The sequence below is a fragment of the Selenomonadales bacterium 4137-cl genome, from assembly GCA_032334055.1.
Lineage (GTDB): Bacteria > Bacillota > Negativicutes > Sporomusales > UBA7701 > Anaeroselena > Anaeroselena agilis.
Map to the genome: position 1 here is coordinate 324524 of JAUOZS010000001.1, position 15698 is coordinate 340221.

The window sequence follows — 15698 nt, forward strand, 5'->3', positions numbered from 1 at the left end:
CTGTTGTGCGATTTTACCGGAAGATGGATAGGCGAGCGATATCGTTCACCGCGGTTATGGGTTGACCGGTAAAAGCTTTTGTAATCAAGCGGGCAAGAGTCATGCTGATGGTGTGTTCGGCTTCTTCGGTCGATCCGCCCATATGTGGGGTAATGATGGCGTTGTCGAGTTCCAGTAGCGGGTGCCGGTAATCCTGTTCGCCTGGCGCCGACTCGAAGTCCGGTTCCGGGTCGAGAATATCCAGCCCGGCGGCGGCAACATGAGCGCTGCGCAGAGCCGTGTGGAGAGCCCGTTCGTTGATTATACCGGCACGGGAGGTGCTGACGATCCTCACTCCCGGCTTGCAAAGATCGAGCTCCGCGGCGCCGATGAGATCGGCCGTTTCGGGGGTCTTGGGTACGTGAAGACTGATGACGTCGGCCCGGCGGAGAAGTTCCGCCAGCGTCTCGCATTTTTCCGCTTTCAGATCGTCAAACCGGGAATCAGCGATATATGGGTCGTAAGCGACGACCTTGAGGCCCAGGGCTTTAAGTTTATCCGCCACCAACGAGCCGATGAGGCCGAGGCCGACTATGCCGGCGGTCTTGCCGTGGAGTTCGTTGCCCGAATAAACGGTGCGGCGGAAATCATTCGCTTTTCCGGCGCGATAAGCCTGGGGGATATTGCGGAAGGCGGCGAAGATGAGGCCGACGGCGAGCTCAGCCGTAGACATCGCGTTGGCGGCCGGGGTGTTGACAACAGGTATGCCGCGCAGGGTACAGGCCGGCAGATCGATGTTGTCAAGACCGTTCCCCGCCCGTCCGACGATTTTCAGTCTTTTTGCATTTGCCAGCAGTTCCTCGTCCACCCTGGTGACGCTGCGGACGATCAGACCGTCGTAACGGGAAACGATTTTCAGGAGTTCGGCTTGCGAAATACCGAGGCAAGCCTCGACGGAAAACCCGTTTTCCCTGAGGTAGTATATGCCGACCTCGGCGATTCTCTCCGTAACGATGATGTTCACTTGTCTTCCTCCTATCATCGCCTTTGCCTAAAAGGCTTTTACATTGGCGCGGAGGGTGTAAGAAGCTACCGCCTTGTTTATATTCTCCGCCGCGACTGTTTACCCTCCGTGGTCTCCTGGGAAAATATTCCCCGAATCAGGGCTTATTTTGTATAAAAGATGTAAACTCAGGTAATAGTAGGATTGTATCGCCATTATGGCGATACATGAAAGGAGCGCTAAATAAATGGATTTCAGTCAAATAGTGTGGTTTTTAATTATCGGCGTAGTTGCCGGCTGGCTGGCAGGCCAGATCTTTCGCGGCGGTGGCTTCGGCCTGTGGGGCGATATGGCGGTCGGCGTCGTGGGCGCCCTGGTTGGTGGCTTCGTATTCGGCCTTCTGGGAATAACCGCCTACGGCATGATCGGCGCCCTCGTCACCAGTACCGTCGGAGCACTGCTGTTTTTGTGGGTGCTCAGGCTGTTCAGCAAACCGCGGGCGACAGCAAGCAAATAGTCTGAACTACCAGACCGGCGCTCTCTGCTATGGGGGCGCCTTTTTTTTGTGGGCATATTTTACTTCAGATTAGAAGCGGCTTCAGGCGACCTGGCGTAAGAAAGTAAGTCTGCGCCCGGGGCCGGTCGGTAGAGTGATTTATTTTGGAATATTATGGATGATAATCAATATAGACAAAATACGACAGAAAAACAGTTTTTTGAAAATTTTGTAAAATAAGTAGGATATTTGCAATGATTAGTAGAAAACATCAGTAATACCAAGGAGGCGATCAAATGAATTTGTCGGTGGGGATCAAACAGAAGCTGGCGGGATATATCATTGTTCTTGTCGCTGTCGCTGTATTAGCGACAGCGTTGCCCGCGTTTTACTTTTTCAGTGACAATATGGAAAAAGCGCATGAAACAGTCGCTAAACAAGGTATGGAAGGACTGGCATCGTTGTTGGAGGACTATAAAAAGCAGGCGGCGGCCGGTGCGGCAATAATGGCCGCATATCCGGGCATTGGTCAGGCCATCGAGGCCAGGGACACCGCCGCCGTAGTCCGCTTGCTGGGGCCGGTGGCTAAACGGACGGGTGTTGACTCGCTAACAGTCAGCGACGCAAAAGGGATTGTCATCGCCCGAACGCACGACCCTAAGACTGGCGACAGCGTTGCCAATCAGGCCAATGTTCGACAGGCCCTTCAAGGCAGTATCTTTTCCGCCGTTGAGCCAGGCACGATTATACGGCTATCCGTCCGTGCCGGGGCGCCGGTAAAGAATGCCGAGGGGAAAGTAGTTGGCGTGATAACACCCGGCTTTACCGTCAGCAACGATAAAATCGTCGACGAAGTCAAGCGGCTTTTTGGCACGGACGCCACGCTGTTCCTGGGCGATGAGCGGGTGTCGACCACGATTATAAAGGACGGGAAACGCCTAGTGGGGACAAAGCTCTACGGGGAGATCGCTGCGAAGGTGCTTGGCGAGGGCAAGAAGTATACCGGAAAAGCCGACATTCTCGGCATGCAGTATGTTACCGCCTATATGCCGCTGTTTGGGGTGGATAACAAACCTATCGGCGTAATCTTCGCCGGACAGAATATCTCCGAAATGACACGCGAGCGCAACAAAATGGTGGGTGTTATCGGCGCCATCGCCGTCGTCGCCATAGGTCTCGGGGCACTGTTCGCCTTTATTCTGGCCAGGGGGATTGCCGGCCCGGTCCAACGTCTGGTCGAGGGTGTCACTCTGGTCGCCGGCGGCGATCTTACCCGCGCTGTGTCGGTGGAATCGCGCGATGAGATCGGGACGCTGGCCGCCAGTTTCAACAAAATGGTTGCCGATTTAAGGGCGCTGGTTTCACAGGTCAGCGACCTGGCTCACAAACTGGCCGCGTCCAGCCAGGAACTGACCGCCAGCGCCGAACAATCGGCCCAGGCCTCCGGGCAGGTGGCGGCGTCGATTACCGAGGTGGCGGCCGGTGCCGGAAAGCAGCTTGAAGCTGTAACTGTTACCGCCGAGACGGTTGACCGGATGTCGACAGGCGTTCGACAAATGGCAACCGATGTACGGACGGCTGCAGACCTTGCCGGTAAGGCGGCGCAATCTGCCGGCGAAGGCGGTCAGGCGGTCGAAGCGGCGGTTTCCCAGATGGCCCGGATCGAGACTACGGTCAACGATTCGGCGGCGGTTGTCGCCAAGTTGGGCGAACAGTCCGAGGAAATCGGTCAAATAATCGATACGATAACCGATATAGCCGGCCAGACCAACTTGCTCGCCCTCAATGCCGCCATCGAAGCGGCCAGGGCCGGCGAACTGGGCCGAGGGTTCGCGGTGGTGGCCGAAGAGGTGCGGAAGCTTGCCGAACAGTCTCAGCAAGCCGCAGGGCAAATTGCCGACCTAATCGGCGGCATCCAGGCGGAAACCGCCCAAGCGGTGACGGCGATGGAAAAGGGCACGCGGGAGGTTGGCGAGGGGGCGGTATTGGTGACTACGGCCGGGCAGGCGTTCCAGAGCATAGTCCGGCTTGTGGGCGAAGTATCCTCCCGGTCGGGAGAGGTGGCAACCATTATAAACGGGTTTGCCGGCGACAGTGAGCAGACGGTCAAGGCCGTAGAAGGGATCAGGGCAATCAGCCGGGACACGATGGGTCAGGCTGAGACGGTCTCAGCCGCCACTGAGGAACAGTCGGCCTCTCTTGAGGAAATCGCCGCGTCGAGCCGTGAGCTTGCGACTATGGCGGGTGAACTGCAGGCAATGGTGATGAGATTCAGAATTTGACGCAGTGATATGCGACCCCCGGGTAATTGTCCCGGGGGTTTAGTTTTTAGGCAGGCGTTATCTTTGCCATATCCAGTATCCGTTGCCAGAGCTCCGGCGGCACCGGCATGACCGACAGGCGGGGGAGGCGAGCAAGCTCCCAGGCTGCGAACGCCTGGTCGTTCTTGATCTCGCGCAACGTGACCGGTCGCGGCAGGCGGTAACGCGGGGCCACATCCACGACCACAAAGCGCTTGTCGTCTACGTTCGGGTCGGGATACGCCGGCGCGACGACTTCGGCGACGCCGACGATCGCTTTTTCCTTGCCGGTATGGTAAATGAAAGTAAGGTCACCGGTCGCCATCCGCCTCATAAAGGCGAGGGCGCGGAAGTTCCGCACCCCGTTCCAGCGGTCGCGCCCCAGGCGAGCCAGGTCGTCATAGGCGAATTCGTCAGGTTCGGTTTTCATCAGCCAAAAGGCCATTCGCAAACACCTCCGGTTGTCCCTGAAGATAGTATTCCCCGCCCCGTCGTCGCCGCCCTGCCGGTTTCTGGCGGGAATTTCCGTCAACTTATTACTTATCAGGTTATAACTTTCCTCTATGAGTTTGTGACAAATACCACATATCATGTAGGGGGTCAGTCTGCTACAATTGAAGTGAATAATCAGTACGGGAGGACTACGCCTATGGGTGAAACCTTTAGCTGGCTCATCGCCGGACCATTCATGTATCTGGCCGTCATCATCTTCGTTGCCGTTACCCTGAAGAAGGTTGTCACTATCGCTTCGATGCCCCGTCACCTCAGATGGGATCTTTATCCGATCGCGCATGAGGGGCCGGCAGGGTCGGTGTTTCAAAAGGTCGAGTTCTGGAAGCAGCCCCGCGCCGTTCACCTTGCCTATGAGCTGGCCGAAATGGCTGAGGAAATTTTCCTTCTGAAGAGGACCTTTTTGTATAACCGCAAAATGTGGAACTTTTCTTACCCCATGCATGCCGGCTTCTATCTTATCATCGGCTGGATCGGCCTCGTGAAATTCGGCGCCCTCCTGGAACTGATCGTCGGTCTTAAGGTTTCCGGAGCCTCGACGGTTTTCTGGGCCCAGGCGCTCAACGCCGCGACAATCTTGGCCGGGGCGGCCGGGCTTGTTCTCGGCCTCTTCGGATGCCTTGGCCTGCTGTGGATGCGCTATACCGACGAAGACCTAAAGGACTTCTCATCGCCGGTGACGTTCCTAAACCTGTATCTGCTCATCGCCCTTTTCGGGGTCGGGCTGGTCGCCTGGCTGGTCGAAGACCCCTCGTTCGTGCTTGCCAGGGGATACGTAGCCTCACTCTACGTTTTTAAACCGGCAGTCCTGCCTCCGATCATGACCTTTGAGGCGCTGTTGCTCGGCATCTTCCTTATCTATCTGCCTTTCAGCCGCATGCTGCATTTCGCCGCCAAATATTTCTTCTACCATAACATCATGTGGGACGACGAGCCGCTTGTCGCCGGCGGCAGCCTCGACAAAACGATCGGCGGGTACCTGCATTTCAAAGCGGAATGGTCGGCTCCCCACCTGAAATCCGGCGGCTCCTGGCTGGAGCAGGCAACGACCAACCCGGCCAAGCCGAAGGAGGAGGGAAAATAGGCTATGAAACATAAAGTTCGTCTTAAGGACATGGCGAAGCCGGCCGAGGTGCTGTGCCCGCTGGCCGTAACCGACCTCGACCCGGTTCCCGGCTACGAAGAGAGGCCGTTCAAGCAAGTTAAACCGGAATGGAAGGAAAAATACGATCTCTCCCTCGACGGTTTCTCGGCTCTCGCCCTTACGCCGCCGGCCACCAAGGAAGCGGAGGAAGAACTCGTCAACAAGTTTCTTCGCGGCCTGGAGAAGCTGTTCACCAAGGAGAACAACTGGACGTTCATGCAGCCGACCGCGCTCAGCACCGATTACTGCGTGCGCTGCAACACCTGCAACGAAGCATGCCCGGTTTATGTGGAGAGCGGGCGCCAGGACATCTACCGTCCCAACTACCGCTCCGAACTGCTGCGTAAAATATATCAGCGCTACTTCACCACCGAGGGACGCCTGCTAGGCAGCTTCGTCGGCGCAGACGTCGAACTCAACTGGCGGACCATCTACCGTCTCGCCGAACTGACCTACCGCTGCACCATCTGCCGCCGTTGCGCCGCCACCTGCCCGGTCGGGGTCGACAACGGCCTGATGAACCGCGAACTGAGAAAGCTGTTCAGCCAGGAACTCGGCATAGCTTCCGAGGGCGTTCATAAGGGCGGCACGATGCGTCACCTGCAGACCGGTTCCTCGACAGGCATGACGCCGGCTGCTTTCCTCGACACCATTGAGTTTATTGAAGACGACATCGAAGAGAGAATCGGCCGGCGGATAAAAATACCCATCGACAAGAAGGGCGCCGACATTCTCCTCATCCATAACGCCGGGGAATTCGTTTCCTGGCCCGAGAATCCGGCCGCTTTCGCCATCCTCCTCGACGCCGCCGGCATCGACTGGACGCTGTCGAGCGAATCGATGGGCTATGAAGGGGTCAACTACGGCACATGGTATGACGATTTCCAGTTTGCCCGCGTGGCTGTCGCCCAGGTACAGGCGGCCAAGAAGCTCGGTGTGAGGCGGATTGTTGTCGGCGAGTGCGGTCACGCTACCAAAGCCCTCGTCGAAATTGCCGACCGGGTATGCGTAGGCGATTTGGCCATTCCCCGCGAGGGCTGCCTGCCGCTGCTTGAGCAGATCGTCACCAGTGGGGCGATCAAGTTTGATCCAAGCAAGAATAATTTCCCGATAACGCTCCATGACCCGTGCAACATGGTCCGCCTGATGGGCATCGTTTCGCCGCAGCGCAACGTTCTTAAGGCCATCACTCCGCCCGGCTGCTTCCGCGAAATGCCCAACGCCGGCGTGATGAACTACTGTTGCGGCGGCGGCAGCGGCTTTGCGGTAATGAACTCCATGAATTTCCCCGAGTGGCGGGACAGCGTGGCCTCACGCATGAAGGCCAAGCAGGTGCTGGAGGCTTTCAGCGACTGCCTCGATCCCTCCATCCCCAAATACTACTGCGCCCCCTGCTCCAACTGCAAGGGCGCCGCCCGCGACGCCCTCATGGAGTACTACGGGTTCCGCGACAAGTACAACATCATCTACGGCGGCCTGGTCGAACTGATGGTCAACGCGATGGTGGATATCGAGAAACCGTTCGTTTCCTGGGAAGACGAGTTTTAAAAAACCGATACTTCGGAGGCTGGCTAAAATCCATGCAGATGGAGCGTTCTAGCCAGCCTTCGCCTTTCGGGATAACGGTATGTGCGGGCGTGTTCTTTACCATGATATTGCGCTGCGGCTGGGCAACCTATATAATATAAGTCGGCTAACAGCCAGCCTTATTTTACCTTTCCTGGGGGGAACAGTATGCGATTAGCGGCAAAAGCAGCGTGGCGGCGCGAGGCAACGCGGTATGTGTTCACCGGCGTCGGCGGGCTTATATGCGGCATCGCCATCAACGCGTTTTTCGTACCGCATTTCATGCTGAGCGGAGGTATCTCCGGCATAGCCATGATCCTCCATTATCTCGTCGACTGGCCGATCGGTATGATGATCGCGGTTTTCAACATTCCGCTCTTTTACGCCGCGTACCGCTTCATGGACAGGTCCTACTTCCTGTGCGCCCTCTACGGGCTGATCATGTTCACCGCTTCGATCGACGCCACCAGCTTCCTCACCGCCAGCCCGGCGGTGGACGACACGCTGCTGTCTGCCGTCTACGGCGGACTTGTGTCAGGCATCGGATCGGGGATCGTCTTCCGTTTTAACGGCAGCCTGGGCGGCACAGATATAGTTGTCGTACTGGCTAAGAAATATTTCGCGATTAACGCCGGTCCCGTGCTGCTCGGCATCAACGGCGTCCTGATGACGGTGGCCGCGTTCCTGTTCGGCGCCAAGCCGGCGATGTTCACGCTGATAGCGATGTATCTGAGCGCAGTGACGGTTGACAAGGTTATCGCCGGCTTCAACACCAAAAAGACGGTGCTGATCGTATCCGACTGCGGCGAAACGATCGCGGCGGCGATAATGAACGAGGTCGGACGCGGGGTAACGTTTATTCAGGGACAGGGGGCCTTTACCCGCGAGGACAAGAAGGTGGTGTTCGTGGTGGTAACGCTGACCCAGATGGCAAAAATCAAGCCGATCGTGGACGCCATCGACTGCCATGCCCTGATGATCGTTCAGGACGCGGTGGAGGTACTTGGTCACGGGTTCAGTCTGCCGAAGTACCGCAGTGAGGAATAGTCTCAGCAGTGAGTTAGCATCAGGAAATATGTCGAATTCGTTTATCGGCGGGCGAGAGCCCGCCGGTTTGTGTTTGTCGCCGCCTTCCGCCGGATATATTGCCCACGGCCGGGAAGAATAGGAACAGCAGCAAGCATTTCCCGAAGGTGGCATACAGTGGAAGAAAACACGCAGTTCAAGATACTCAGAAATGTGAAACGCCTGTTGGTATACAGGCCGCCAACCGAGCCCAGCCGCTTTGTCCTGGGGGAAGGGGCCGACGACGGACGTAGTGAGGCAGCGGAGGAAAAAGGACTAAAAACCTCCGCTGCCGAACTTGCGGCTCTTGCCCGTTACGGGCGAAGGCTTGAGACTACCATGGCCAAGGTGCAAGCCGCGCTGACCGGAGGGGCCTGGGTGGAGGAGGGCGAGACCCTCAGGGCCGAATGCGCGGCGCTGGAGAAGCAATGGGCCGAACTGCGGCCGGTCCTTCTAGCCTATGACGCCACCGCCGACAACCTGGCGGAGCGGCCGGTGAGCACAAGCCTGGAGGAGAACAGGAAAATTGTCGAGAGGCTTTACCGTCTGCCTGCCAACAAAGATGTGGTGATGCGCCACATCATGCTTGGCACCGAGCCGCCGTTAAAAGCGACCCTCGTTTTCATGGAGGGCCTGACCAACGGCCAATTTGTCACCCTGGGCGTCATTCAGCCCCTGATGCTGTTGGCCGACAAACGACGGCAACTAAGCGGGGACGGCCTTCTCAAGCAGATCAGCGAGCAATTGCTTCCCGGCAGCCAGGTCAAGCAGGTCGGCAAATTCCGCGATGTTCAGGCCGCCATCAATATGGGAGACACAGTCATTTTTTTCGACGGCGCGGTCGAAGCGCTGCAGGTGGAGACCAAAGGCTGGGAACACCGCGGCGTCGACCGGCCGATGACCGAGCAGACCATCCGCGGCTCGCAGGCGGGCTTCAGCGAGAATCTGCGGGTGAACACCGCCCTGGTGCGGTCGATGCTGCGGGCGACCGACCTCGTCACCGAACTTATCCCGGTGGGGGCCCGCACCCGGATGAACTGCGCGGTGATGTATCTGGAATCGGTGGCCAATCCCAAGCTCGTCGCCGAGGTAAAACGTCGCATCAAAAAGGTGGACACCGACTACCTGAATGATTCCGGGCTCCTGGAGCAGTTCATCGGCGACCGTTTCATCCTGCCGTTGCCGCAGGCCCTTTCCACCGAGCGCCCCGACCGGGTGGCCGCCCATCTATCCGAAGGCCGGGTGGCGATCATCCTCGAAGGATCGCCGTTCGCGCTGGTGGTGCCCGCCCTTTTCTTTACCTTCTTCCATTCGGGCGAAGATTTCAGCCTTCAGCCGGCGGCGGCAAATTTCCTCCGTTTCCTGCGCCTTTTCGGCACGCTCATTTCGACCATCCTCCCCGGCCTGTATATCGCCCTCACCTATTTCCACCAGGAGGCGCTGCCGTCCGAGCTGGCGCTCGCGATCGCCGCCGCCCGCGAGGAAGTGCCGTTCCCGGCCTGGTTCGAGGTTTTCATGATGGAGGTATCCTTCGAGCTCATCCGCGAGGCGGGGATTCGCATCCCCGGCATGCTCGGCACGACGATCGGCATTGTCGGGGCGATCATCCTCGGTCAGGCGGCGGTTGCGGCCCGGATCGTCAGCCCGATCATCGTCATTCTGGTGGCGATCACCGGGCTGGCGTCTTCGGTCATCCCCGAGTTTCGGATGGCCCTCTTCGCCCGCCTCAGCCGGTTTGGGCTGCTGTTGGCGTCGGTGACCATGGGACTTGTGGGCCTGGCGTCCGGCATGCTGGTGATGACAGTCGCCCTGTGCAGCATGAAGTCGTTCGGCGTACCGTATATGGTGCCGGTCGCTCCCAGGACGGTCGCGGGACTGGATGTCGTCGTGCGCGGCGCGGCGTGGCAGCGCGAACGCCGCCCCGACGCCCTCAATCCCCTCGATCCGAGCCGTCAGGCGAAGAACAGCCGGGAATGGGAGCAGGGACTGCCGGCGGGAGAAGATGACAAATGAGCTACCAGCCGGGACGGATGGGTGTCGCCGAGGGTATCGGCCTGACATATATCGTAATGCTGCCGCGGGTTTTTCTGACATCGCCGGCGGTGACGATTTCGAGCATGCATAACCTCGCCTGGATAGCGCCGCTCATAAACTGGGTGGCGGCCCTGGCGGTGCTCTACCTGCTGGCCGGCGTGACCGCCCGCGTCCGCGGCGACCTGTACACCGTCAGCGACCGCCTGCTCGGGCGGGTCGGGGCATGGGCGATGGCGATCTTTTACACAGCCTTGTTCATCCTCGACGCGGCGTCGCTGCTGCGCCAGTTCGCCGAGAACACGCTGCTGACCGCCCTGCCGGGCGCAGAATTCCGAATGATCATATTCTGGTACATCCTGTTCGCCTCGGTGCTGGTATATTTCGGCATCGAGGGTATCGCCCGTTCGGCCTACCTGATGCTGCCCTTCATCGCCGGCGGCGTCGCGGCCGTCATTATTCTTCTGGCCCCGTTTTACGATTTCTACCGCCTGCTCCCCTGGCAGGGAGCGGGCGTCGGCGTGGCCGTCGGCCGCGGTCTGGAACTGGTCGGCCTAAACCTGGGCGCCCTGTTGTTGTTCGTGTTGGCGCCCAGCTTTCAGAAACCGGCCACGATGATGACGGCGGCGTTTTACGGCGGCGGCGTCAGCGCCCTGTTGCGCACCGTGGTCATCTTCTTCTTTCTGCTGGCCTTCGGGGTGGGGGACGGAATGGAGAAGACGCTGCCGTTCTACGAGATGTCGCGGCTCGTATACCTAAGCCGCTACATACAGCACATCGAAGCGCTGTTCATAATAATCTGGGTGATCACCGGCCTCCTGGCGATCGCCATCGACATCTTCGTCGCCCTCTACCTCATTGCCCGGCCGTTGGGCCTCCCCAGCATCAGGCCGCTGGTGCCGGCCGTCGCCATGATCGTGGTCAACCTGGCGGTAATCCCCCCCGACTTGAGCGCTGTTATAAAAGCGGACGGCAGCCTTGTGCTGCTTCTGAGCGCCGGGGTGTTCGGCGGGCCGCTGCTGCTGGTCGCGGTGGCGTATATCAGGAAAAGGAGGAAACGGACATGGTCAGGCTGATTACCCTCGCCTGCCTGCTGGCTGCGCTGTTGACCGCCGGCTGCAACGGCTCCCAGGAAACGGACGAAGTGGCCTTCGTACTGACGGTAGGCATCGACGCCGCCCCCGGCGGGCAGCTGAACGTCACCTACCGCGTAGCCAAGCCGTCGGCTTTGGGGGGAGAGGGGGGCAAAGGCGGCGCTGGGGAAATATCCCCGATACTAACGATCAATGCCCCGTCGCTGGCGGTCGCCCGCGACCTCTTGAACTCCCAGACGGCCCGCGCCCCCAGCATGGTCCACGTCAAGGTGGTCGTCATCGGCGAAGAGCTGGCCCGCAAGGGAATCGGGGACGCCATCGGCCCGCTGCTGCGCTTCCGCGAGTTCCGCGGCTCGATGTTCATCCATGTCGCCGACGGCACCACGGCGGAGAAGCTAATCCGCGCCAACAAGCCGCCGCTCGAGAAGCTGCCGACCCGTTGGCTGGAGGGGATGATGAGCACCAGCGGCGAAACGGGGTATTACCCGCGCACCTTTCTCCACGACTTCTACGTCCGCCTCAAGGCGGGCAGCGGCAGCCCCTACGCCACTCTTTCCGGCATAAAGACGGGTAAAAGGCCGCCGTCGGTGGAGCCGGCCGCGGGCGAAAAAACGGGGGAGTACCTGCCGGGAGAAATAGACGTGCGGGGTGGCAACCCGGGGCAGGTCATCGGTACGGCGCTGTTCCGCGGCGACAAGATGGTCGGCAAACTGACGAGCGAGGAGACCCGGATGCTGGCGATGCTTACCGGTGAATTCCGTCACGGCTATATCACCGTCGAGGACCCTCTCCAGCCGAAAAGCAGCGTCAATATCAATTTGCGCCCCGGGCGCAGCCCAAAGATCGATGTAACCCTTGCCGACGGCCGGGTAGTAATCGATGTGGACATCATGCTGGAGGGCGAGGTGACAAGCATCGGCAGCGGCATAAACTATGAGGACGCCGGGTATAACCAGCAGCTTGAGGACCAGGTCTCGGCCGTCGTCCGCGCGGATATCGAGAAGTTGATCCGCTACACCCAGCAGTTGGGGAGCGACCCCGTGAATTTTGGCAAATACCTGCGCTCGCGGTTCGCTACCTACGACGAATTCCGCAGGTTCGACTTTGACGGCAAATACCCGGCCGCCGAGGTGAGTGTCCGGGTTACGACCCAGCTCCGCCGCACCGGCCTGATGTGGAAGACCACGCCAATCCGCAAGCGGCAATGATGTTTTTTTCGCCAGACCCTTTCCCCTGGCGGCAAATTATGCTAAATTTAACAGTACGGAGCAAGCTGAGGAGAGAATACTTCAAGGAGGCATCTACACATGGAACTTTGGTACAGCGAATTCCAGACCAAGGACCTTAGCCTGAGCGCCAGGGTCAAGGAGACGCTCTATGTGGGCAAGTCCGATTTCCAGGAAATCGCCGTGCTGGATACGTTCGAGTTCGGCCGCATGCTGGCTTTGGACGGCGTTTTCCAGACCAGCATTTTCGATGAATTCATCTATCACGAAATGATCGCCCATGTGCCGATGTTCGTTCACCCCAACCCCCGGAACGTGCTCATCATCGGTGGCGGCGACGGCGGCACGGCGCGGGAGGTCGTGCGCCACCCGGGAGTGGAGCGGGTGGAGATGGTGGAGATCGACGGGGCGGTCGTCGACGTGTGCAAAAAGTTCCTGCCGGAGATAAGCACCGTGTTGATAAACGGTCATGACAAGTTCCACCTGAAAATCGGCGACGGCATCGACCATATGGCCCAGGCCGAAGACAACTACGACGTCATCATCGTCGACTGCTCAGATCCGATCGGGCCGGGGGAAGGCCTGTTCACAAGCAAATTTTACGCCGATTGCTACAGGGCTCTCAAGGCGGACGGCCTGTTCGTGCAGCAGACCGAGTCGCCCTTTTACCATCAGTCGCTTCTCAAGCGCCTCAGAAAGGATATCGAGAACATTTTCCCCATAACCAGGACCTACCTGGCCCAGATTCCCCTCTATCCTGGCGGTACTCACTGTTTCACTGTCGGCTCCAAGAAATATGACCCGCTGGCCGTCGACACGGCCACCCTGCCCGACCTGAAGACCCGCTACTGGAACAAGGAACTGCAGAAGAGCGCCTTCGCGCTGCCGACGTTCGTCCAGGAACTGTTCAAATAATAAAAGCTGCCGGCTTGAAGCCGGCAGCTTTTAGCTTTTAATGCACCTAGACAAGATTCTCCGGATTCAGTCCCTGCAGCTCCGCCGGCACGAATCGTCCGTCCTTGCGGACGAGCGCGTCGTCGAAATAGATTTCGCCGCCGCCGTAAGCGGGGGTCTGGATGCAGACCAGGTCCCAATGGATAGCCGATTTATTGCCGTTGAAGGCTTTTTCGTAGGCGTTGCCGGGAGTGAAATGGAACGAGCCGCTGATTTTTTCGTCGAAAAGGGTGTCCTTCATCGGCCGTTCGATGTGGGGGTTGACGCCGAGGGCGAATTCGCCGACATACCGGGCGCCCTCGTCGGTATCGAAGACCTTGTTGATTTTTTCGTTGTCGTTGGCGGTGGCGCCGATTATCTTGCCGTCGCGGAATTCGAGGCGGATGTTCTCGTAGGTGAAGCCCTGGAAGACGGCGGGAGCGTTGTAACTGATAACGCCGTTTACGGAGTCCTTCACCGGCGCGGTATACACCTCGCCGTCGGGGATGTTGCGCCGGCCGGCGCATTTAACGGCGGGGATGGCGCGGATGGAGAAGGTCAGGTCGGTGCCGGGGCCGGTTATCCTCACCCGGTCGGTGCGTTCGAGCAGGGCAACGAGGGGATCCATGGCGGCCGCCATTTTCTCGTAATCGAGGGTGCAGACGCGGAAATAAAAGTCCTCGAACGCCTCGGTGCTCATCGCGGCAAGCTGGGCCATCGAGGGACCCGGATAGCGGAGGACGCACCACTTGGTATCAGGCACGCGGATGTCGAGGTGGACGGGTTTGACCCAGTTTTGCTGGTAGAGCTGCAGTTGGTCGGCGGGCACATCGGCCATCTCACTGATGTTGTCGCTGGCCCGTATGGCGATATAGGCGTCCATGGCCTTCATCCGCGCCGCCTCCCATTCGCCGGTCAAGCGCAGTTGGTCGGACGAGGCGCCGCGGAGGAGGGCGCGGAGCAGTTGGCTGTTCTTGACGCTGAGGAAGGGGATGGCGCCGGCCCGGTAGGTTTCGTCGACGATTGCTTTGGCCAGCGGGAGGGCTCCGTCGACCGTTTCGATAAGGATTTTCTCACCGGGAGCGAGGGCGGTGGAATAGTTGACAAGGTTTTGGGCTAAGGTGTGGATTCTGGGATCCAAGGGTATTCCTCCTCGTTTACGGCCGAATATGGCCCTTTTTACCGCCGCGCATTAGCGGTCTTACGGGCGGGAACCTCCCTGCGGAGGCGCCCGCGCGATCTACTCCATTTATATTTTCCCGCTTCCGCCCTTATCCCTGCCGCGAAGAACAAGTTGGCGGGAAACAGCCGCTTTTGATACAATGTAAGGGAGGTGATTATAATGGACGAAGCGACCGTTGTACTAAGCCGTTGGCTACCCGATTCCTTCACCGATACGCTGGCGGAAAAATGCCGGATAGTCAGGCCGGCCGAAAACGAGGCGTTCAGCCGCGAGGAACTGCTGGCAGCCGTCGGGGCTTGCGACGCTATTCTGGCTGTCGGCGACCGTATCGATGAGGCGGTGTTCGCCGCCGCTCCCCGCTGCCGCGTCGTCGCCAACTTCGGCGTGGGCTACAACAATATCGATGTTGCCGCCGCCACATCCCACGGCATCTGGGTCACAAACACTCCCGACGTAGTAACCGACGCGACCGCCGATCTGGCCTGGGCGCTGCTGCTGGCCGCGGCCCGCCGGCTGGGGGAGTGCGACCGCCTGGTGCGGGCGGGGCAATGGGACAGTTGGGGGCCGCTCTTCATGCTTGGCCGCGACGTGTCGGGCGCCATGCTGGGCATCGTCGGCGGCGGGCGTATCGGCCTGGCGATGGCCAAGCGCGCTCTCGGCTTTAATATGGACATTTTGTATACCGCCAATTCCCCCAAACCGGATTTCGAAAAAGCCGTCGGCGGCCGGTTCGTACCGCTACCCACCCTCCTCCGCGAGTCGGACTTCGTTTCCCTCCATGTGCCGCTGACCGAACAGACCCGCCACCTGATCGGCGCGCCCGAGCTGGCGATGATGAAGAAGACGGCCGTCCTCGTCAACACGGCCCGCGGTCCGGTCGTTGACGAGAAAGCGCTTGTGGACGCCCTCGAAGCGCGGGCGATCGCCGCCGCCGGCCTCGACGTGTTCGAGCGCGAACCGCAGGTCGAACCCGGCCTGCTTAAGCTGGACAATGTCGTTCTCGCTCCCCACGTCGGCAGCGCTACGCTCGAGTGCCGCACCGGCATAGCCCGCATGGCCTGCCGCAACATCCTGGCCGCGCTGCGGAACGATCTGCCGCCAAATTGCCTCAATCCCGAGGCGCGGAAAAGATAAATGCCTTGACAGTATGGCGGCGATAGGCTATAAT

General features: G+C 59.5%; 13 protein-coding genes. 10 read left to right on the top strand and 3 right to left on the bottom strand.

Annotated elements, in window-relative coordinates:
- Positions 1 to 13: 13 nt before the first annotated feature.
- Entirely contained in the window at positions 14 to 1003 is a 990-nt protein-coding gene (locus tag Q4T40_01475; GenBank protein MDT8899921.1) for a hydroxyacid dehydrogenase, read from the bottom strand.
- Positions 1004 to 1244: 241 nt separating this feature from the next.
- Here Q4T40_01475 and Q4T40_01480 point away from each other — a divergent pair, with 241 nt between their 5' ends.
- Both Q4T40_01480 and Q4T40_01485 read left to right on the top strand, forming a co-directional pair.
- Positions 1245 to 1499, top strand: a complete 255-nt coding sequence (locus Q4T40_01480; GenBank protein MDT8899922.1) for a GlsB/YeaQ/YmgE family stress response membrane protein — start codon at positions 1245 to 1247, stop codon at positions 1497 to 1499.
- Between the two features lie 275 nt (positions 1500 to 1774).
- Entirely contained in the window at positions 1775 to 3760 is a 1986-nt protein-coding gene (locus Q4T40_01485; protein ID MDT8899923.1) for a methyl-accepting chemotaxis protein, read from the top strand.
- Between the two features lie 46 nt (positions 3761 to 3806).
- On the opposite strand, the gene Q4T40_01490 is transcribed toward Q4T40_01485, so the two are convergent.
- Positions 3807 to 4223 carry an EVE domain-containing protein gene (locus Q4T40_01490; GenBank protein MDT8899924.1) on the bottom strand — a complete coding sequence of 139 codons (417 nt, stop codon included), beginning with the start codon at positions 4221 to 4223 and terminating at the stop codon, positions 3807 to 3809.
- 204 nt (positions 4224 to 4427) lie between these two features.
- On the opposite strand from Q4T40_01490, the gene Q4T40_01495 reads away from it, so the two are divergent.
- The 7 genes from Q4T40_01495 (at position 4428) to speE (ending at position 13329) form a co-directional block, all read left to right on the top strand.
- Positions 4428 to 5372 carry a respiratory nitrate reductase subunit gamma gene (locus Q4T40_01495; protein ID MDT8899925.1) on the top strand — a complete coding sequence of 315 codons (945 nt, stop codon included), beginning with the start codon at positions 4428 to 4430 and terminating at the stop codon, positions 5370 to 5372.
- Positions 5373 to 5375: 3 nt separating this feature from the next.
- Positions 5376 to 6980: a (Fe-S)-binding protein gene (locus tag Q4T40_01500; protein ID MDT8899926.1), complete on the top strand. Its 1605-nt coding sequence runs from the start codon at positions 5376 to 5378 to the stop codon at positions 6978 to 6980.
- Positions 6981 to 7166: 186 nt separating this feature from the next.
- A complete protein-coding gene (locus Q4T40_01505) occupies positions 7167 to 8045 on the top strand; it encodes a YitT family protein (protein ID MDT8899927.1) in 879 nt (292 codons plus the stop codon).
- A gap of 156 nt (positions 8046 to 8201) precedes the next feature.
- Positions 8202 to 10076 carry a spore germination protein gene (locus Q4T40_01510; GenBank protein MDT8899928.1) on the top strand — a complete coding sequence of 625 codons (1875 nt, stop codon included), beginning with the start codon at positions 8202 to 8204 and terminating at the stop codon, positions 10074 to 10076.
- Positions 10073 to 11170 (top strand): GerAB/ArcD/ProY family transporter, encoded by a 1098-nt coding sequence (locus Q4T40_01515; GenBank protein MDT8899929.1) that lies wholly within the window; start codon positions 10073 to 10075, stop codon positions 11168 to 11170. The genes Q4T40_01510 and Q4T40_01515 overlap by 4 nt, the downstream gene beginning before the upstream one ends.
- On the top strand, positions 11158 to 12396 hold the full coding sequence (locus tag Q4T40_01520) for a Ger(x)C family spore germination protein (protein MDT8899930.1): 1239 nt from the start codon (positions 11158 to 11160) through the stop codon (positions 12394 to 12396). Before Q4T40_01515 ends, Q4T40_01520 begins: the two co-directional genes overlap by 13 nt.
- A 99-nt stretch (positions 12397 to 12495) precedes the next feature.
- Positions 12496 to 13329 (top strand): polyamine aminopropyltransferase, encoded by an 834-nt coding sequence (gene speE, locus Q4T40_01525; protein MDT8899931.1) that lies wholly within the window; start codon positions 12496 to 12498, stop codon positions 13327 to 13329.
- A gap of 46 nt (positions 13330 to 13375) precedes the next feature.
- Here speE and Q4T40_01530 read toward each other — a convergent pair whose 3' ends face one another.
- Positions 13376 to 14488, bottom strand: a complete 1113-nt coding sequence (locus Q4T40_01530; protein MDT8899932.1) for an aminopeptidase — start codon at positions 14486 to 14488, stop codon at positions 13376 to 13378.
- Between the two features lie 201 nt (positions 14489 to 14689).
- Here Q4T40_01530 and Q4T40_01535 point away from each other — a divergent pair, with 201 nt between their 5' ends.
- Positions 14690 to 15664 carry a D-glycerate dehydrogenase gene (locus Q4T40_01535; GenBank protein ID MDT8899933.1) on the top strand — a complete coding sequence of 325 codons (975 nt, stop codon included), beginning with the start codon at positions 14690 to 14692 and terminating at the stop codon, positions 15662 to 15664.
- Positions 15665 to 15698: the final 34 nt, after the last annotated feature.